Source organism: Mesorhizobium silamurunense (assembly GCF_014843905.1).
Classification (GTDB): Bacteria; Pseudomonadota; Alphaproteobacteria; order Rhizobiales; family Rhizobiaceae; genus Mesorhizobium; species Mesorhizobium silamurunense.
The window spans coordinates 214449-231244 of the sequence record NZ_LPVS01000070.1 but is presented as its reverse complement, the minus strand read 5'-3'; the positions used below and the strand labels follow the sequence as shown (position 1 = coordinate 231244).

Genomic DNA, 16796 nt, shown 5'->3' with positions numbered 1-16796 from the left:
TGTTACCCATGTGTCCGGTACGTTTCGTCACCTATGTCTCGGGTCGCTCATCGATAGCCTGCCTCAGAGGCGTGGAAGCCGTCTGAAGCAAAACCGGCTTCGGGATTGGTGATCGGCAGGCGCGCGGCGGGAACCGCGCCGCGCTCGTTGCAGAGGCGCGCGCCCATCCGGTTCATCTCCGTGGCGCGAATTTCGAGGATCTTGCCGAGCAGCGGCGGCATTGCCGGCGCGCGGGTGAATTCGAGCACCGGCGACCAGACCACGCGCGCCTCAGGCCATTTGGCACGCAGCGCGTAAAGCAGGCCGCCGAACTCCTTCTTGAAGCGCGGCACCGAATGAAAATTCTTGGTGTCGTTGGTGCCGATGGCGAGCACGATATGCGTCCACGGGTCTGCCGACAGATTGGGCAGGACGTAGTCTCGGATCTGCCCGGATGTCGCCGAGTTGAAGCCGGCGGCGCGCCAGCGCAGGGCACGGCCGGTGTGCTCGGCGATCAGGCCGGCAAGCTGCGCGGCGAGCCCGTATTCCGATTGCTCGATGCCCACGGATGCCGCCGAGGAGTCGCCCAGGACTAGCAATGCGATGGCCGGCGCCTTACCGGCAATCTCGTGCAGGACCGGGCCGCGCGCCGGCAGCATGCGCGTGGTGCGGCGGCGCACGCCAAGGCCCTGCCAAATGTAAATCGGAAAGGCGAGCCAGGTGAGGAGAGCGAGCAGGCGCTGCATGGCGGTTCCGGTGGATGGGCGAAAAGCCATAGAGCGGTTCACCGTTTCATGGAAACGGCAAACCACTCTATCTCTTTGTTTTGATGCAATTCCGGACGGAAGGCTACGGCGAAGGCGCCGAGCCTAACCGTTCCACACTTTTCCTGGAATTGCTCTGCCGCATGTTTCGACCGAGCGAGGCCGGTCACTCGCAACAGTCCGGCTGGTCCTTGCCTTTGGCCTGGTATTCGTCGTGCAGGCGAACCCAGTCCATCAGGCCGTGATAGGGGCCAGTCTCGTTGCGGCCCTTCGGCGTCATGTCGAGATAGTGATAGGCGCCGATCAGCGCGTCGCCGCCGCGGGCTCGCGACATGAAGGTGAGGAAGATGTCGCCGTTTTCGTCGCGATAGAAGACGCTGGTGCCGGGCAGGTCCTTCGACCGCAGCGGGCGTTTCTCGAAATTGTAGATGGTGTCGCCGGCCGCGATCTGCCTGTCGGTGAAGGAGACCTGCATGTCGAAGTTGAAGTCCGAAGCGTAGGACGACACCCAGTCGAATTTCCAGCCCATGCGCTGCTTGTAGGGCAGGAGCTCGGCCAACGGCGCCCGCGAGATGACGACCAGCGACACGTCATGGTGCTTCAGATGCTGGTCGGCGGCGTCGATGTGATCGGCCAGGAACGAGCAGCCTTCGCAGCGATGATCGGATCCCGGCGTCATCATGAAATGGTAGACGATGAGCTGGCTCTTGCCGGCGAACAGTTCGGCGAGGCGCTTCGGCCCCTGCTCGCTTTCGAAGACGTAATCCTTGCGCAGCTTGAGCCAGGGCAGTTGCCGCCGCTCGGCGGCGACGCAGTCGCGAAACCGCGTCAGCTCCTTCTCGCGCTCGAGATGCCTTCTGTGCGCCTCGAACCAGTCGTCCCGCGAAACCACGGCATTGCGATGCATGACTATCTCCTGTCCTCTCCTGCCAAGGACGTTCGACATCGGCGCGATCCGACATGGCCGGCGCTGTTTCGATGCATCAGGTAGGAACGCGGCCGGCAAAAAACAAAAACCCGGGCCTAAAGCGCGTCGCGCCGGAACGGCCTCGGGCGACGCGCTTTAGGATCTTGTCTTGATGCATGTCGTTCGCCCAAAACCGCTGCGCGCTTTTGGACAACATGCATTAGGCCCGGGTCTTCGGTGCTTTGGAGAAGCCAGCTATCAGGCGGCTTTTTCCAGCGCCGGCTGCCATTTTCCGAGCGCCGCCAGGTGGTTCATGTGGGCGCGGTGGATGAAGGCCGCCTGGCCGGCGGCGACGTTCGACGCCTTGCCGCTCCAGGCCTTCTGCGCGGCCGCCTGCAGGGCGCGGCCGTATGAGAAGGAGAGCTTCCACGGATGCGGGCCGATGGCGTTGATGGCATTGAGGTTGGCCGTCGCTTCCTCGTCATCCTGGCCGCCGGAGAGGAAGGCAATGCCAGGCACCGCCACCGGCACGGTTTCGCGAAATAGCTTTATGGTCTTCTCGGCGACTTGCTCGGGATTGTCCTTCCTGCCCGATTTCTTGCCGGAGATGACCATGTTCGGCTTCAGGATCGTGCCTTCGAGCACGACACGCGCGGCATAAAGCTCGCCATAGAGCTTCAGCAAGGTCGCCTTGCTCACTTCGTAGCAAGTGTCTATCGAGTGGGCGCCGTCCATCAGCACTTCCGGCTCGACGATCGGCACGATGCCGGCCTCCTGGCAGAGCGCGGCATAGCGGGCAAGCGCATGCGCGTTGGAGCCGATCGAGGTCGCCGAGGGCACGCCCTTGGCGGTGTCTATGTCGATCACCGCGCGCCATTTGGCGAAACGGGCGCCGAGCTTGTAATAGTCCGCCAGTCGTTCGCGCAGGCCGTCCAGGCCTTCGGTGACGGTGTCGCCGGGAAAGCCGGCGAGAGGCTTGGCGCCGAGATCGACCTTGATGCCCGGAATGGCGCCGGAAGCCTTGATGATGTCGACCAGCGGCGTGCCGTCGGCAGCCTTCTGACGGATCGTCTCGTCATAAAGGATGACGCCGGAAATGTATTTGGTCATCGCCTCCTTGGCGCGGAACATCATCTCGCGATAGTCGCGCCGGCTGTCGGCGGTCGATTCGACGCCGATGACGTCGAAGCGCTTCTTGATGGTGCCGGAGCTCTCATCGGCAGCCAAAAGGCCCTTGCCATCGGCCACGATCGCGGCGGCTATGTCTTCGAGACGTTCGCTCATGGTGCTCTCCTTGACGGTTGTATTCCGCGCCTAGCAGAACACTACCGCCAAAGGAATGACGCCGGAAAGCTAGAATCGATTGAAAGTCTTTGAGATCCCGGACCGACTCGCCGACTGCCGATCGTGTGATGGTTTCGGCCACATTTCTGCAACGCCAAGCGTTGCCGCTTGGCTGCAAAATGCTCAGCGCTTTAGAACTTCGACGCCGGGCAGCGGCTTGCCTTCCATCCATTCGAGGAACGCGCCGCCGGCGGTCGAGACATAGGTGAAGTCGTCGGCGACGCCGGCATGGTTGAGCGCTGCCACCGTGTCGCCGCCACCTGCGACCGAGACAAGCTCGCCCTCCTTCGTGCGAGCCGCAGCGTGCTTGGCCGCAGCCACCGTCGCGTGATCAAAAGGCTCGATCTCGAAGGCGCCGAGCGGGCCGTTCCAGACAAGCGTTGCGGCGCGGTCGATCCAGTCGGTGACGCTTTTCACGGTCTTTGCGCCGACATCGAGGATCATGCCTTCGGCCGGCACGGCCTCGATGGCTACGGTTTCGCTGGCGGCGCCAGCCTTGAATTCCTTCGCCACGACGCCGTCGGCGGGCAGGATGATTGCGCAGCCGGCCTCGGCCGCCTCGATCATGATCTGCTTGGCGGTGCTGGCCAGATCATGCTCGCAGAGCGACTTCCCGACATCGGTGCCGCGCGCGGCGAGGAAGGTGTTGGCCATGCCGCCGCCAATGACCAGCGCGTCGACCTTCTTCACCAGGTTCATCAGGAGGTCGATCTTGGTCGAGACCTTGGCGCCGCCGACGATGGCCACCACCGGCCGCACCGGATTGCCGAGACCTTTTTCCAGCGCGTCGAGCTCGGCCTGCATGGTGCGGCCGGCAAAGGCGGGCAGGCGGTGCGCCAGGCCTTCGGTCGACGCATGCGCGCGGTGCGCGGCGGAAAAGGCGTCGTTCACATAGATGTCGCCATTGGCGGCGAGCTTTTCGGCGAAGGCCGGCTCGTTCTTTTCCTCGGCCTTGTAGAAGCGGGTGTTTTCCAAAAGCAGGACGTCGCCATCCTTCATGGCGGCGACGGCGCTTGCCGCCTTGTCGCCGATGCAGTCGGAGGCGAAGCCAACGGGGCGGCCGAGCACTTCCGCCGTCGCCCGGGCGATCGGCTCCAGCGAGAATTCGGCCGACGGGCCATCCTTGGGGCGGCCGAAATGCGCGAGCAGGATCACCTTGGCGCCCTTGCCGGAGAGCTCGGAAATGGTCGGCGCGACGCGCTCGATGCGCGTGACGTCGGTCACCTTGCCGTCGGCGACGGGAACGTTGAGGTCGACGCGCACCAGGACGCGCTTGCCGCTGACGGCGCCGATATCGTCGAGTGTCTTGAAGCCGGCCATGGTCGTTCCTTTCCGCGAAAAACGCGGCGACCTTACCCGGCACCGAAGACGATGCAAGGGCTGCGTTACGGCGCGCGCGCAAAAATGATGTCGCCGTGTGACATCAGCTTTCGGTCGTGGCTTTTTGCGCCTCGGGTTCGGGCGCCGCCGCCTCGTCTGGCTCGGTTTCGGCGACTTGCATTTCCGCCGGCTCGCGCCAGCTGCGGATGAAGGCGGCGACGCGGTCGGCGATCTCGCCGGCGCTCAGGAAAACAGGCACGCGCGCTACCGGCGCGGTCGGCTCGAAGGACAGGCCAAGCCCAGTGATCCTGCCCTTCTCGTCGACATCGCGCACGATCAGCTCGATCGGGCCGATCATCACGCGGTCGGCATATTCGGCATGGCCGCCGAGCCGCTCGGTGACAAGCGTTGCGACGGTGAGCTTCTGTTCAGCCTCGGTGAGGCCGGGCGCGTAAGCTGCTTCCAGCTCGGCAGCGGAGCGGGCTGGATCGACGGCGAAGGCGCCGAAGAAATCGGCATCCTCGGGATCGACTACCGCGCGGCTGGCGAACAGCTTATCGAGCAGGCGCGGATAGCGGTCCGGAACGAAGATATAGACCTGGTCGCCGGCGGTCAGCCTGCCCATGTCCTGGAAGCGCATGGAGCGGCCGTCGCGCAGCACCAGCGAGGGCCTCGCCCAGCGCGGGATGCGTTCGCCCCGCGCCACTGGGCTGCCAGGCGCGACGCGATAGGCGAGCAACTCGTGATGCGCCGAGCCCGGCAGCTCGAGCTCGACCTTGTCGAGCGGTCCGAGCCGCGCCGGTACGATCAGGCCGAGGCGGCGCGCCAGCGGGCCGACGGTCCAGCCCTGCACCACCAGCGACACCAGCACGATGATGAAGGCGACGTTGAAGATCAGCCGCCCGTGCTCGAGCCCGCCGAGCAGAGGCGTGATGGCAAGCAGGATCGACACGGCGCCGCGCAGGCCGACCCAGGAGACGAAGGCGACCTCGGGACGTGGCAGTCGGAACGGCATCAGGCAGAGCCAGACGGCTAAAGGCCGCGCCACGAAGATCAGGAACAGGCCGAGCAGGATCGCCGGCACCAGGATCGTCGGGAATTGCGAGGGCGTGGCGAACAGACCGAGGATCAGGAACATGATGATCTGCGCCAGCCACGACATGCCGTCCTGGAAGCGCTTCAGGATGGTGACGGCGCGGATGTCGGAATTGCCGGCGACGAGGCCGGCGAGATAGACCGCGAGGAAGCCGGAGCCGCCGATGGCGCCTGCCGCCGCGAACACCATCAGCGAGAGCGTCAGCACGAAGATCGGCAGCAGGCCGTGGTCGAGGTTCAGTCGTTCGACGAGGCGCACGATGCCAAGGCCGCCAAGCACGCCGATGACGGCGCCAAGCCCCATATTGATGACGAAGCCGAGCGCAAGGTTGGTGGCAAGAACATCCGCTTCCGGATTTGTGTGGGCCGCAATGATCTCGACCAGAGTGATGGTGAGGAAGATGGCGATCGGGTCGTTGGTGCCGGATTCGACCTCCAGCGTCGAGCGGACGCGCTCGCGCAGGTGGATCTCGCCGGCGCGCAGCAGGAAGAACACGGCGGCCGCGTCGGTCGAGGCGACCGCCGCGCCGAGCAGCGAGGATTCCAGCCAGCTGAGATTGAGCAGATAAAAGGCGGCGACGCCGAAAATGCCGGTGGTGAGGACGACGCCGATCGTGGCCAGCGACAGCGCCGGCCCGGCTGCCTGGCGCAGCGCATTGAGCGGCGTGCCGAAGCCGGAATCGAACAGGATGATGGCTAAAGCCAGTGAGCCGGCAAAATAAGCCAGCCGCGCATTGTCGAACTCGATGCCGAGGCCGTCGACACCGGTGGCGAGTCCGATGCAGAGAAAGAGCAGCAGCAGGGGGGCACCGAAGCGGAAGGCGATCAGGCTCGAAAACGCGGCGGCCACAACAAGTGCGGTGCCGACCAGCGTTACAAGATAGATCGCATGCTCCATCCGAAATTGCCCCTCACATCCCGTCCCTCCCGCTTTACGGCAGAGTGGGGCGAAGACATGACCAGTGCAAGGCGGCAGCGTGGTTTTTTGGCCCCGAATTGCCATGCGAACGGCTCAACGAAAAACGCCCGGCCGAAGCCGGGCGTCCTAAACCGTCAGAAGAGGCCTGCGATCAGGCGATGGTCTTGCCGAAGGCAACCGCCGTGTCGCCCATGCGGTTGGAGAAGCCCCATTCGTTGTCGTACCAGGACAGCACCGACACGAAGTTGCCGTCCATGACCTTGGTCTGGTCGAGCGCCGCGATCGAGGAATTCGGATCGTGGTTGAAGTCGATCGAGACATTCGGGTGATGGGTGACCGAGAGGATGCCCTTCAGCTTGCCCTTGGAGGCGGCGATCAGCGCTTCGTTGATCTCCTGCGCGGTGGTCGAGCGCTTGGCGATGAACTTGAAGTCGACGACCGAGACGTTGGGGGTCGGGACGCGGATCGAGATGCCGTCGAGCTTGCCCTTGAGTTCGGGCAGCACCAGGCCGATCGCCTTGGCGGCACCCGTCGAGGTCGGGATCTGCGACAGCGCCGCCGCGCGGGCGCGGTAGAGGTCCTTGTGCATGGTGTCCAGCGTCGGCTGGTCGCCGGTGTAGGAGTGGATCGTCGTCATCATGCCTTTCTCGATGCCGACCGTCTCGTGCAGCACGGCGGCAAGCGGCGCCAGGCAGTTGGTGGTGCAGGATGCGTTGGAGATGACGACGTGGTCCTTGGTCAGCTTGTCATGGTTGATGCCGTAGACGACGGTGAGATCGGCACCTTCGGCTGGGGCCGAGACGATGACGCGCTTGGCGCCGGCGGCCAGATGCGCGGCTGCCTTGTCGCGAGCGGTGAAGATGCCGGTGCATTCGAGCGCGATGTCGATGCCGAGCTCCTTCCAGGGCAGCTGGGTCGGATCCTTGATGGCGGTGACCTTGAACTTCTCCTTGCCGACGGAGATCTGGTCGCCGTCGACCGTCACTTCATGCGGGAAGCGGCCGTGCACGCTGTCATAGCGGAGCAGGTGCGCATTGGTCTCGACCGGGCCGAGGTCGTTGACGGCGACCACGTCGATGTCCTTGCGGCCGGATTCGTGGATTGCGCGCAGGATGTTGCGGCCGATGCGGCCAAATCCGTTGATGGCAACTCTGACGGTCATTTTTCTCTCCCTGGGGCTGGAAAGCGGATGGGCCCGCAGCTTCATAACGGCGGATGACACAAGAATCCAGCCGCAGGAGCCCAGATTTAAATCGATTAGGTTGGTCCAGCCCGGCGAAACCCTTGAATGGCTTCGCCGCACCGGGCTTCCTGCTTCTATATGTCGCTCAAAGCCGCTGTACGCCTTTGAGCGACATGCAATGGCTCACTTGCCGTGCAGGCGTTCTTCCACCGCCTTCGCCGCGGCCTCCGCCGTGATGCCGAAATGCGGATAGAGCTGCTCGATCGAGCCGGAGGCGCCGAAGCCGTGCATGCCGACGAAGATGCCGTCGGTGCCGATGAGGTGGTCCCAGCCCTGGCGGATGCCGGCCTCGATGGCGACCTTGATCTTGGCGTTGCCGATGGTCTTCTTGCGGTAGTCCTCGCTCTGCCGGTCGAACAGCTCGAAGCAGGGCACCGAAACGACGCGGGTCGGATGGCCGTGCTTCTCGAGCAGCTCGCGCGCGCCAAGCGCGATCTCGACCTCGGAACCGGTGGCAAAGATCGTCACCGCCGCCTCGCCGCTCGCAGCGGCGAGCTCGTAGGCACCGGAAGCGCTGCGGTTCTGCTCGCTGAATTCGGTGCGTACGGTCGGCAGGTTCTGGCGGGTCAGCGCCAGGGTCGACGGCGTCTTTTCCGACTTCAGCGCCAGCTGCCAGCATTCCGCCGTCTCCACCGCGTCGGCCGGGCGGAACACGTTGTGGTTCGGAATGGCGCGCAGCGCGGCCAGATGCTCGACCGGCTGGTGGGTCGGGCCGTCTTCGCCAAGGCCGATCGAGTCATGCGTCATGACGAAGATCGAGCGGATGCCCATCAGCGAGGCAAGGCGCATCGAGGGGCGGGCATAGTCGGAGAAGCAGAGGAACGTGCCGCCATAGGCGATCAGCCCGCCATGCAGGGTCAGCCCGTTGATCGCCGCCGCCATGCCGTGCTCGCGGATGCCGTAGTGGACATAACGCTGGCCGTAGTCGTCCGGCGTGATGTTCTTGGTCTGGCTGGTCTTGGTGTTGTTGGAGCCGGTGAGGTCGGCCGAGCCGCCGATGGTTTCCGGAACCGCGCCGTTGATGACCTCGAGCGCCATTTCCGACGACTTGCGGGTGGCGACCTTCGGCTTGTCGGCCGAGAGCTTCTTCTTATACTCGGTAATGACGGCGTCGAAATTGCCCGGCAGCTTGCCGGCGAGGCGGCGCTCGAATTCGCCCATCAGTTTGGCGTCGGCCTTGGCAAGGCGGCCTTCCCAATCGGCGCGCGCCTTGGCGCCGCCGGTGCCGACGGCACGCCAGGCGTCGAGGATGTCGGCCGGAATCTCGAAGGGCGGCGACTCCCAGTTGAAGAATTTGCGGGCGCCGGCGATTTCCTCGGCGCCGAGCGGCGAGCCATGCGCCTTGTTGGTGCCGGCCTTGGTCGGGGCGCCGAATCCGATCGTGGTCTTGCAGGCGATCATCGTCGGCTTGTCGGAATGGCGCGCCGCCTCGATGGCGTAGGCGATCGCTTCCGGATCCGTGCCGTCGATGTGGCTGGCGTTCCAGCCGCTGGCCTGGAAGCGGGCGACCTGGTCGGTGTTGTCGGCGAGCGAGACCGGGCCGTCGATGGAGATGTTGTTGTTGTCCCAGAAGACGATCAGCTTGTTGAGCTTGAGGTGACCGGCCAGCGCGATGGCTTCCTGGGAAACGCCTTCCATCAGGCAGCCGTCGCCGGCCAGCACATAAGTGTAGTGGTCGACGAGGTCGTTGCCGAAGGCGGCGTTCATGATGCGCTCGCCGAGCGCGAAGCCGACCGAATTGGCGAGGCCCTGGCCTAGCGGACCGGTGGTGGTCTCGATGCCCGCGGCATGGCCGTATTCGGGATGGCCGGCGGTCCTCGATCCGAGCTGCCGGAAATTCTTGATCTGGTCGATCGTCATGTCCTCGTAGCCGGTGAGGTACAAGAGCGAGTAGAGCAGCATCGAGCCATGGCCGGCCGACAGGATGAAACGGTCGCGGTCGGCCCAGCGCGGTGCCTTGGCGTCGAATTTCAGGAAGCGGGTGAACAGCACCGTGGCGATGTCGGCGCAGCCCATGGGCAGGCCTGGGTGGCCCGAATTCGCCTTCTCGACGGCGTCCATGGAAAGAAAACGGATCGCATTGGCCATCCGGTCATGTTGTTCACGCGAGGTCATTCTTCCTCCGGAAATAGGGGTTGGAGTCTTGGGGGAGTCCTTGGAAAGGATGCCGCGACACATAGCAGGCGCGGCCCTTTAGTCAACAAATCGGTCGGTTTTTGCCGGGCTTGTGATAGGGCCGTACGCGCTACATTAGCGTTAGCGGGGGACAGTCGCGAGAGCTTTATTGACGCGCGCTTCACCCGGCGCCTAATGTTTCCGCAATAACGCGTTCTGAACGCGAGCGATTCGGTGACGGGCAGGGCATAGGACGAAGGCCATGACCGGGGAAACGACCCTCAAAGAAGTCATCGCCAGGCTCGGCAAGGCCATGGAAGGGCTGGAAAGCGCCGTCGCGGCGCGGCTTGAGCATGAGCGCGACTATTCCGAAGCCGAGGCCGAGGTGCAGCGCATGAACGCCGACCGCTCGCGGCTGGCGCAGGAGCTCGACAATTCCGAGGCCCGCGCCGAACGGCTGGAAGATGCCAACAAGGAAGTGTCGCGCCGGCTGGTGACCGCCATGGAAACCATCCGCGCTGTGTTGGACCGGTAGGGGCTCGACAGGTAAGCCAATGGCACAGGTGACGGTTTCCATCGACGGCAAGCAGTACCGGATGGCTTGCGACGAGGGCCAGGAAGAGCATCTGATCGACCTCGCCGAGCGCTTCGACCGCTATGTCATGCATTTGAAGGATTCTTTCGGCGAGATCGGTGACCAGCGGCTGACCGTGATGGCCGGCATCATGGTGATGGATGAGCTCTCGGAGCTCAACAAGCGCGTCAAGGGCATGGAAAGCGAGGTGCAGACGCTGCGCAAGACTCGCGACGAGGCGCTGACCAAGGCCGACAAGAGCGACAGCGTGCTGACCACCGCGCTTGCAGCGCTAGCTCAACGCATGGAAGACCTGGCGGCAACGCTGGCGATGAAGAAGGCTTAAGCCTCATCCAGCCTCCCCCGGCATCCGTCGTGGAAATTCCTGCTGTCTTTTGCAGGAAAAGACGAAATTTTTCCGCTCTCCCGATCACGCTTGCAGACACAAGCCTTTTGAAGGCGGCCATCCGGCGGTATAGAAGGGCAGCCACGCCGATGGGGTTGGCCCCATGCCGGCGGCATGTCACAGGGTAGGGAGCACGTCATGAGCCTTCGTATCAACGATATCGCGCCGGATTTCACGGCCGAGACCACGCAAGGGACTATCAATTTCCATCAATGGATCGGTGACGGCTGGGCGGTGCTCTTCAGCCACCCGAAGAACTTCACGCCCGTCTGCACGACCGAGCTCGGCACGATGGCCGGGCTGGAAGGCGAATTCAAAAAGCGCAACGTCAAGATCATCGGTATCTCCGTCGATCCGGTGTCGAGCCACGACAAGTGGCAGGCCGACATCAAGACCGCTACCGGCCAGACGGTGAACTACCCGCTGATCGGCGACAAGGACCTCAAGGTCGCCAAGCTCTACGAGATGCTGCCGGCGGGCGCCGGCGAGAGCTCCGAAGGCCGCACGCCGGCCGACAACGCCACCGTGCGCTCGGTCTACGTCATCGGCCCGGACAAGAAGATCAAGCTGGTGCTGACCTATCCGATGACCACAGGCCGCAACTTCGACGAGATTCTGCGCGTCATCGATTCCATCCAGTTGACGGCCAAGCACCAGGTGGCGACGCCGGCGAACTGGAAGCAGGGCGAGGATGTGATCATCACCGCTGCCGTCTCCAACGAGGATGCGATCAAGCGCTTCGGCGCCTATGAGACCGTGTTGCCGTATCTGAGGAAAACCAAGCAGCCATCTGCCTGAGCCGAAGCTGCCGGTTCTGAAAACAAAAAAGGCGGCGCCGAAGCGTCGCCTTTTTCATTTCTTGCTTGATGCTTCAAGCCGCCGGCTGCGCCTCGATGGTGCGCAGCGCCTGAGTTTGGCGCTTGGCCGCGGCCTTGACCGCGTCTTGCACCTTCTCGAAAGCGCGCACCTCGATCTGGCGCACGCGCTCGCGGCTGATGTCGAACTCGGCCGACAGCTCTTCCAAGGTCAGCGGCTCTTCAGCCAGGCGGCGCGCCTCGAAGATGCGCCGCTCGCGATCGTTGAGCACCGACAGCGCGCCAGACAGCATCGAGCGTCGGTTTTCCAGCTCGTCCTGCTCGATCAGCATCTCTTCCTGGCTTTCGTGGTCGTCGACCAGCCAGTCCTGCCATTCGCCGGATTCACCCTCGCTCGCCCGGATCGGAGCGTTGAGCGAAGCATCGCCCGACAGGCGGCGGTTCATCGACACCACTTCGGCCTCGGAAACGTTGAGGCGCGTGGCGATCTCGGCGATCTGGTCGGGCTTCAGGTCGCCGTCGTCGAGCGCCTGGATTCTGCCCTTCACCTTGCGCAGGTTGAAGAACAGGCGCTTCTGGTTGGCGGTGGTGCCCATTTTCACCAGGCTCCACGAGCGCAGGATGTATTCCTGGATCGAGGCCTTGATCCACCACATAGCGTATGTGGCGAGCCGGAAGCCGCGCTCCGGTTCGAATTTCTTCACGGCCTGCATAAGGCCGACATTGCCTTCCGAGATCACCTCGCCGATCGGCAGGCCGTAGCCGCGATAGCCCATGGCGATCTTGGCGACGAGCCGCAAATGGCTGGTGACGAGCTTATGCGCGGCGGAAGTGTCCTGATGCTCGGCGTAACGCTTGGCGAGCATGTACTCTTCCTGCGGTTGCAGCATCGGAAAGCGACGGATTTCTTCCAGGTAACGGGCGAGACCGCCTTCACCGGAAACGATACTGGGTAGTGACTGGGCCATGATAGCGCCCCCTCTCTATTGGAGTGATGCCCCCATAAACGCGGCGGGCATGTGACGCGAATGCCAATCGGCTCATCCGCGGCAACTGGTGTATATAGGAACAAAACCAGAAAGGACAGGCATTTGTTCAACACGAAACAGTGTGTCACACTAAAGTGAACAACGCCAGTCAGGTTTTTTGATGGCTGGTTTGAAGCGTCTTGATGGCGGTTCAGAACTTGCGAAAGCCGCTGACGAGTTCCTCCATGTCCCTCGGCATCGGCGCCTCGAACCTCATCGTTAAATGGGTGGTCGGGTGTCGGAATTCAAGGAGCCAGGCGTGCAAGGCCTGCCGGGAAAATGCATTGACTTTGCTTTTCAGCGGTTCCGGCAGCCGGTTGACCTTGGTGCGGAAGGCCTGGCCGTAGTCCGGGTCGCCGATCACGGGATGGCCGATATGCGCCATATGGACCCTGATCTGGTGCGTGCGTCCCGTCTCGAGCCGGCATTCGACCAGGCTTGCGGTGGCGAATGCCTTCTGCCCTTCGCCGAAGCGTTCGACCACGGAGAAATGGGTGACCGCATGGCGGGCATCGTCCCGGCCTTCGGGAACCACGGCGCGCCGCACGCGGTCGGCAGCGCGGCCGAGCGCTGCGTCGACGGTGCCGGTCGGCCGCTGTGGAATGCCCCAGACCAGCGCCAGATAGGCGCGCTCCAGGTCGCCGGTCAGGCCATGATCGGCGAAGGCTTCCGACAGCACCTTGTGGGCGCGGTCGGTCTTGGCCACCACCATGACGCCGCTGGTTTCCTTGTCCAGCCGGTGCACGATGCCCGGCCGTTTGACGCCGCCGATGCCGGAGAGACTGTCGCCGCAGTGATGGATCAGCGCGTTGACCAGCGTGCCGGCCCAGTTGCCGGCGCCGGGATGGACGACCAGTCCGGCAGGCTTGTTGATGACGATCAGCTCGTCGTCCTCGTAAAGGATATCGAGGGGAATGTTCTCGCCTTGCGGCTCGGCCGGCTCCGGTTCCGGCATGACGACCGAGACGTGCTCGCCCGGCGCCATCTTGCGCTTGGCCTCCTCGACCGGCTTGCCACCGATCGAGACCGCACCTTGCCGGATCAGGGCCTGCACGCGGCTGCGCGAGATATCCGGGCCGAGCTGGGCGGTGAGCCATTGGTCGAGGCGCTGGCCGGCGGCATCGGTGCCGGCTTCCAGAACGACCGCTTCGTTATCGGTCAATTCATCCCCTATCAAAATCGGGGGCTCTTCGTTATGAGCGCTCATCGAAACCCGTTGCGGATTGTTTAGCCATGGCCCGGCCGATCGCCGAAGAAGATGAGGAGAAGCCGCTCGACCCGGCGGCCGAAAAGGTGCGCCGGAAGCTCATCCGCTTCATGATCGTCAATCTCGGCCTTCTGTTCCTCGCCCTTATGGTGGTGATCGGGGCGCTTGTCTACAAAGCCCGCAACGCGCCGGGCGCCGGGTCGGTGCCCGCCGGCGATGTCCCGGCTCCGGCCGGTGCGCCGCTCAGCGGCGACATCGTGCTGCCGGTCGGCGCCAGGGTGGTCGGCCAGTCGCTGTCCGGCAACCGGCTGTCGATCGACGCCGAGCTTGCCGACGGCAGCCGTTCCATCTTCGTCTACGATATTGCCGAGCGCCGCATGGTCGGCCAGTTCGCGATCCGCAACAAATGAGCGGCTTTGCCGAAAACCGCAGCATTGCGACGGTGGCGCTCGTCGTCGGGAACTACGACGAGGCGATAGCCTGGTATGTCGAGCGGCTGGGCTTCGTGCTGACCGACGATGCCGACCTCGGCAGCGGCAAGCGCTGGGTGACGGTCACGCCGGCGAATGGACAAGGCGCGCGGCTGCTCTTGGCGGAAGCCTCCGGCGAGACGCAGGCGAGCCGTATCGGCGACCAGACCGGCGGCCGGGTGTTCCTCTTCCTGGAAACGGACGACTTCGCGCGCGACCATCGGGCGATGCTTGCCAGGGGCGTCGAGTTCCGCGAGGCGCCGCGCCACGAGGCCTATGGGACGGTGGCGGTGTTTGCCGATCTTTACGGCAATCTCTGGGACCTGATCGAGCCGAAACGGCGGGGTTGACCGGGGCATTCGGCAAAGTCTGCGGACAGCCTGAAACCCCAGTTGCTTTTTCGCAGCCTTCATCCTATGTAGCCGGTTCTTGAGCGCGCCCATCGTCTAGCGGTCAGGACACCGCCCTCTCACGGCGGGAACAGGGGTTCGATTCCCCTTGGGCGTACCAAGCAATCAAACAAATTGGATCTTTACTGCCGCGCTATAGCTGCCGGCGGCGGATCGTTTCGGCGAGTTCCGCGAAGGCGTCGACAATCCCCGTGCCGCTCTTGGCGCTGACGAACTTGACGCTCGACCGCGCGAGCTGGCCGATCTGTTCGGCGCTTCCAGGCGCTTCGGCGAAGGGTGGATGCCAGGAATAGTCGGCCCTTAGCACCGGCCAGCGAAGCTGCGCGCGACGCATGGCTCGGCTCTAAACGCGCCATGCTCCAGAAACGCGTTGTAGTATCGTAGCTTCTTTGCCGTTCGAATTTCTCCCAGTCATGGCTTCGCACGATACTAAGATATGCGGTGAACGACACATCCACGGCGCGCTCAACCATTCGATCTATTCCGGCAAGCCGAAAAGTGTTTGCGCGCCTGCTATTCCTCTGAGCGGATGACTGCCCATGGCGATCATCGGCTCGGTAGTTTCTGCCTCGAACACTGTCGACGCGAGCACCGTCCGTCCCAACCGGCTTGCACAGCCCTTCGATGCGGCTGACAAGATTTACAGCCTTGCCGATCGCGGTGAAGTCCAACCTGCCGGCAGTGCCGATATTCCCCCAAAGTATCTCGCCGACATGCAGGCCAATGCCATATCCGAACTCAGGGCCCCCATTGCGGCGCCGAGTTTGGTTGAGATGATCTATCCCGGCGCGCGTGGCCTTCACGGCGCGTATCGCCGCGTCACATGCGGCCCTTGCATCGCGCTCGCCAATCGGGAAAATCGCGAGGACGCCATCACCTATAAACTTGAGAACCTCGCCACCAAATGCGTGCACCGCGCCGGCGACGCAATCGAACCAGGCATCAAGTACCAATACGATCTCGTCTGCATCATGAACCTCGGATAGATCGGTGAAACCTCGAAGGTCCGCGCACAGAAGCGCAGCCCGTATCGTCTCTCCCTTTACTCGACGAGAATGACCGTTGAGCACATGTGCTGCACTGCGCTTTCCCAAATATGCTTCGAGCAATGCGCGTTTCGCAGACCGTTCTGCGAGTGCGGTCATCGGAGCCGCAGCAAACCGGGAGATTTGCCGCAGCAGCTCTGACTGCGCCTCATCCGGAGTATGATCGAACGCCCACGCCAAAGTCGGTGCGACACCGCCAGCTCCCTCGTCGAACACGATCGCCCGCGTCGTGCCAAGCCATTCCCGCAGCACGAGCCGGGGATCGGCATTCTGGCGGTCGGCGCCTATCCCCAAAGCCTCGACCACTTCACCGCTAGGTGCTCGCCAGAGCCAGATGCGGCGTGAAATGATCGGGTCGGGAGCATCCTGCGCCAGCGCGCCGGCAATGATCGGCAAGCCGTCTTCCATCAAATGCGTTGAGAGCTGCAATAGAAGTCGCCCACCGTCGCCAATATGCGCGGCGTCGTCCAGAAGGAATGAAAGCGAGTTTGCGAGAAGCATCGGTAGAAGGTCACTCGGCACCGGCTTATGCTTACGCCTCGAACATCTTCTTGCAACTCCCCACATTCGCTTCAATCATGCACGGCATGCGATGCGGATGTGACCTGGAGCGAGCAATGGCGGAATCGGTTTACACAGAGATTGAGGTCGCGGCGCCACAAGCGACCGTGTTCGCGCTTTTGACGGATCCGGACCAGATCCTGCGATGGATCGGGACCGAAGCGAATTTGGATGCAACGCCGGGCGGTCTGTTCCTCGTCAATGTCGGTGGTCGCCATATGGCGCGCGGCGAGTTCACCGAGGTGATCCCGGTCCACCGTCTTGCCTACAGTTTTGGCTGGGAAGACAACGAGACCGTGCCGCCCGGCTCCAGCCATGTCGAGATCGACCTGATCGCGAGGGATGCGGGGACACTGATCCGCTTCACGCACAGCGGACTGCCGAACGCAAAGGAGCGTGACAGCCATCGAAGGGGATGGGAGCACTACCTCTCAAGGCTGAAGGTCACTGCCGATGGGGGACATGTCGATCCCGACGTGCCGATGAAGAATATGTGATTTTCATCTAAGGGTCGCGGATGCGCATTCTTCGGCGCCGGCAAGCACGGATCGCCGATCGGGCCGCCTGGGTCCTGAAGCGTCGGCGCTTCTGGC

General features: G+C 63.5%; 16 protein-coding genes, 1 tRNA gene and 1 pseudogene. 7 read left to right on the top strand and 11 right to left on the bottom strand.

Going from position 1 to position 16796, the window contains the following annotated elements; translation table 11 throughout:
- Positions 1-47: 47 nt before the first annotated feature.
- The 7 genes from AU465_RS20405 to tkt all read right to left on the bottom strand — a co-directional run bounded on the left by AU465_RS20405 (position 48) and on the right by tkt (position 9686).
- On the bottom strand, positions 48-725 hold the full coding sequence (locus AU465_RS20405) for an SGNH/GDSL hydrolase family protein (protein WP_192251953.1): 678 nt from the start codon (positions 723-725) through the stop codon (positions 48-50).
- Positions 726-909: 184 nt separating this feature from the next.
- Positions 910-1650 carry a DUF899 domain-containing protein gene (locus tag AU465_RS20400; protein ID WP_192251950.1) on the bottom strand — a complete coding sequence of 247 codons (741 nt, stop codon included), beginning with the start codon at positions 1648-1650 and terminating at the stop codon, positions 910-912.
- A gap of 258 nt (positions 1651-1908) precedes the next feature.
- Complete coding sequence (locus tag AU465_RS20395; RefSeq protein ID WP_192251947.1) at positions 1909-2934, bottom strand: class I fructose-bisphosphate aldolase; 1026 nt, start codon at positions 2932-2934, stop codon at positions 1909-1911.
- A gap of 183 nt (positions 2935-3117) precedes the next feature.
- Entirely contained in the window at positions 3118-4314 is a 1197-nt protein-coding gene (locus tag AU465_RS20390; RefSeq protein WP_192251944.1) for a phosphoglycerate kinase, read from the bottom strand.
- Between the two features lie 103 nt (positions 4315-4417).
- Positions 4418-6307: a potassium/proton antiporter gene (locus tag AU465_RS20385; protein WP_192251941.1), complete on the bottom strand. Its 1890-nt coding sequence runs from the start codon at positions 6305-6307 to the stop codon at positions 4418-4420.
- Positions 6308-6479: 172 nt separating this feature from the next.
- On the bottom strand, positions 6480-7490 hold the full coding sequence (gene gap / locus AU465_RS20380) for a type I glyceraldehyde-3-phosphate dehydrogenase (RefSeq protein WP_192251938.1): 1011 nt from the start codon (positions 7488-7490) through the stop codon (positions 6480-6482).
- Between the two features lie 204 nt (positions 7491-7694).
- Positions 7695-9686 (bottom strand): transketolase, encoded by a 1992-nt coding sequence (gene tkt / locus AU465_RS20375; protein WP_192251935.1) that lies wholly within the window; start codon positions 9684-9686, stop codon positions 7695-7697.
- Between the two features lie 262 nt (positions 9687-9948).
- Between tkt and AU465_RS20370 the strand changes: the two genes are divergently transcribed.
- The 3 genes from AU465_RS20370 (at position 9949) to AU465_RS20360 (ending at position 11464) form a co-directional block, all read left to right on the top strand.
- Entirely contained in the window at positions 9949-10221 is a 273-nt protein-coding gene (locus AU465_RS20370) for a DUF4164 domain-containing protein (protein ID WP_126087211.1), read from the top strand.
- 19 nt (positions 10222-10240) lie between these two features.
- Positions 10241-10606, top strand: coding sequence for a cell division protein ZapA (locus AU465_RS20365; protein ID WP_192251932.1), 366 nt, complete (start codon positions 10241-10243; stop codon positions 10604-10606).
- 198 nt (positions 10607-10804) lie between these two features.
- The gene (locus tag AU465_RS20360) at positions 10805-11464 is read left to right on the top strand and encodes a peroxiredoxin (RefSeq protein WP_192251927.1); all 660 of its coding nucleotides are present in this window, start codon (positions 10805-10807) and stop codon (positions 11462-11464) included.
- A gap of 73 nt (positions 11465-11537) precedes the next feature.
- On the opposite strand, the gene rpoH is transcribed toward AU465_RS20360, so the two are convergent.
- Together rpoH and AU465_RS20350 are read right to left on the bottom strand one after the other, a co-directional pair.
- Positions 11538-12449 carry an RNA polymerase sigma factor RpoH gene (rpoH, locus tag AU465_RS20355; protein WP_192251924.1) on the bottom strand — a complete coding sequence of 304 codons (912 nt, stop codon included), beginning with the start codon at positions 12447-12449 and terminating at the stop codon, positions 11538-11540.
- Between the two features lie 211 nt (positions 12450-12660).
- A complete protein-coding gene (locus AU465_RS20350; protein WP_192251921.1) occupies positions 12661-13716 on the bottom strand; it encodes an RluA family pseudouridine synthase in 1056 nt (351 codons plus the stop codon).
- A gap of 26 nt (positions 13717-13742) precedes the next feature.
- Here AU465_RS20350 and AU465_RS20345 point away from each other — a divergent pair, with 26 nt between their 5' ends.
- The 3 genes from AU465_RS20345 to AU465_RS20335 all read left to right on the top strand — a co-directional run bounded on the left by AU465_RS20345 (position 13743) and on the right by AU465_RS20335 (position 14696).
- Entirely contained in the window at positions 13743-14126 is a 384-nt protein-coding gene (locus AU465_RS20345) for a fimbrial protein (protein ID WP_192251918.1), read from the top strand.
- Positions 14123-14536, top strand: coding sequence for a VOC family protein (locus AU465_RS20340; protein ID WP_192251915.1), 414 nt, complete (start codon positions 14123-14125; stop codon positions 14534-14536). Before AU465_RS20345 ends, AU465_RS20340 begins: the two co-directional genes overlap by 4 nt.
- Before the next feature lie 85 nt (positions 14537-14621).
- Positions 14622-14696: transfer RNA gene (locus AU465_RS20335), tRNA-Glu, on the top strand.
- 33 nt (positions 14697-14729) lie between these two features.
- On the opposite strand, the gene AU465_RS20330 is transcribed toward AU465_RS20335, so the two are convergent.
- Complete coding sequence (locus tag AU465_RS20330) at positions 14730-14930, bottom strand: P-loop NTPase family protein (protein WP_192251995.1); 201 nt, start codon at positions 14928-14930, stop codon at positions 14730-14732.
- A 144-nt stretch (positions 14931-15074) separates the two neighbouring features.
- Positions 15075-16143 (bottom strand): annotated as a pseudogene (locus AU465_RS20325) (adenylate/guanylate cyclase domain-containing protein).
- 116 nt (positions 16144-16259) lie between these two features.
- Between AU465_RS20325 and AU465_RS20320 the strand changes: the two are divergent.
- Positions 16260-16700: an SRPBCC family protein gene (locus AU465_RS20320; RefSeq protein ID WP_192251912.1), complete on the top strand. Its 441-nt coding sequence runs from the start codon at positions 16260-16262 to the stop codon at positions 16698-16700.
- Positions 16701-16796: the final 96 nt, after the last annotated feature.

Coding starts and splice junctions, on each gene's coding strand:
- AU465_RS20330 (WP_192251995.1), bottom strand. CDS start 14,930: ATGCGTCGCGCGCAGCTTCGCTGGCCGGTGCTAAGGGCCGACTATTCC.
- AU465_RS20340 (WP_192251915.1), top strand. CDS start 14,123: ATGAGCGGCTTTGCCGAAAACCGCAGCATTGCGACGGTGGCGCTCGTC.
- AU465_RS20385 (WP_192251941.1), bottom strand. CDS start 6,307: ATGGAGCATGCGATCTATCTTGTAACGCTGGTCGGCACCGCACTTGTT.
- AU465_RS20345 (WP_192251918.1), top strand. CDS start 13,743: ATGGCCCGGCCGATCGCCGAAGAAGATGAGGAGAAGCCGCTCGACCCG.
- gap (WP_192251938.1), bottom strand. CDS start 7,490: ATGACCGTCAGAGTTGCCATCAACGGATTTGGCCGCATCGGCCGCAAC.
- AU465_RS20365 (WP_192251932.1), top strand. CDS start 10,241: ATGGCACAGGTGACGGTTTCCATCGACGGCAAGCAGTACCGGATGGCT.
- AU465_RS20395 (WP_192251947.1), bottom strand. CDS start 2,934: ATGAGCGAACGTCTCGAAGACATAGCCGCCGCGATCGTGGCCGATGGC.
- AU465_RS20360 (WP_192251927.1), top strand. CDS start 10,805: ATGAGCCTTCGTATCAACGATATCGCGCCGGATTTCACGGCCGAGACC.
- AU465_RS20320 (WP_192251912.1), top strand. CDS start 16,260: ATGGCGGAATCGGTTTACACAGAGATTGAGGTCGCGGCGCCACAAGCG.
- rpoH (WP_192251924.1), bottom strand. CDS start 12,449: ATGGCCCAGTCACTACCCAGTATCGTTTCCGGTGAAGGCGGTCTCGCC.
- AU465_RS20405 (WP_192251953.1), bottom strand. CDS start 725: ATGCAGCGCCTGCTCGCTCTCCTCACCTGGCTCGCCTTTCCGATTTAC.
- tkt (WP_192251935.1), bottom strand. CDS start 9,686: ATGACCTCGCGTGAACAACATGACCGGATGGCCAATGCGATCCGTTTT.
- AU465_RS20400 (WP_192251950.1), bottom strand. CDS start 1,650: ATGCATCGCAATGCCGTGGTTTCGCGGGACGACTGGTTCGAGGCGCAC.
- AU465_RS20370 (WP_126087211.1), top strand. CDS start 9,949: ATGACCGGGGAAACGACCCTCAAAGAAGTCATCGCCAGGCTCGGCAAG.
- AU465_RS20390 (WP_192251944.1), bottom strand. CDS start 4,314: ATGGCCGGCTTCAAGACACTCGACGATATCGGCGCCGTCAGCGGCAAG.
- AU465_RS20350 (WP_192251921.1), bottom strand. CDS start 13,716: ATGAGCGCTCATAACGAAGAGCCCCCGATTTTGATAGGGGATGAATTG.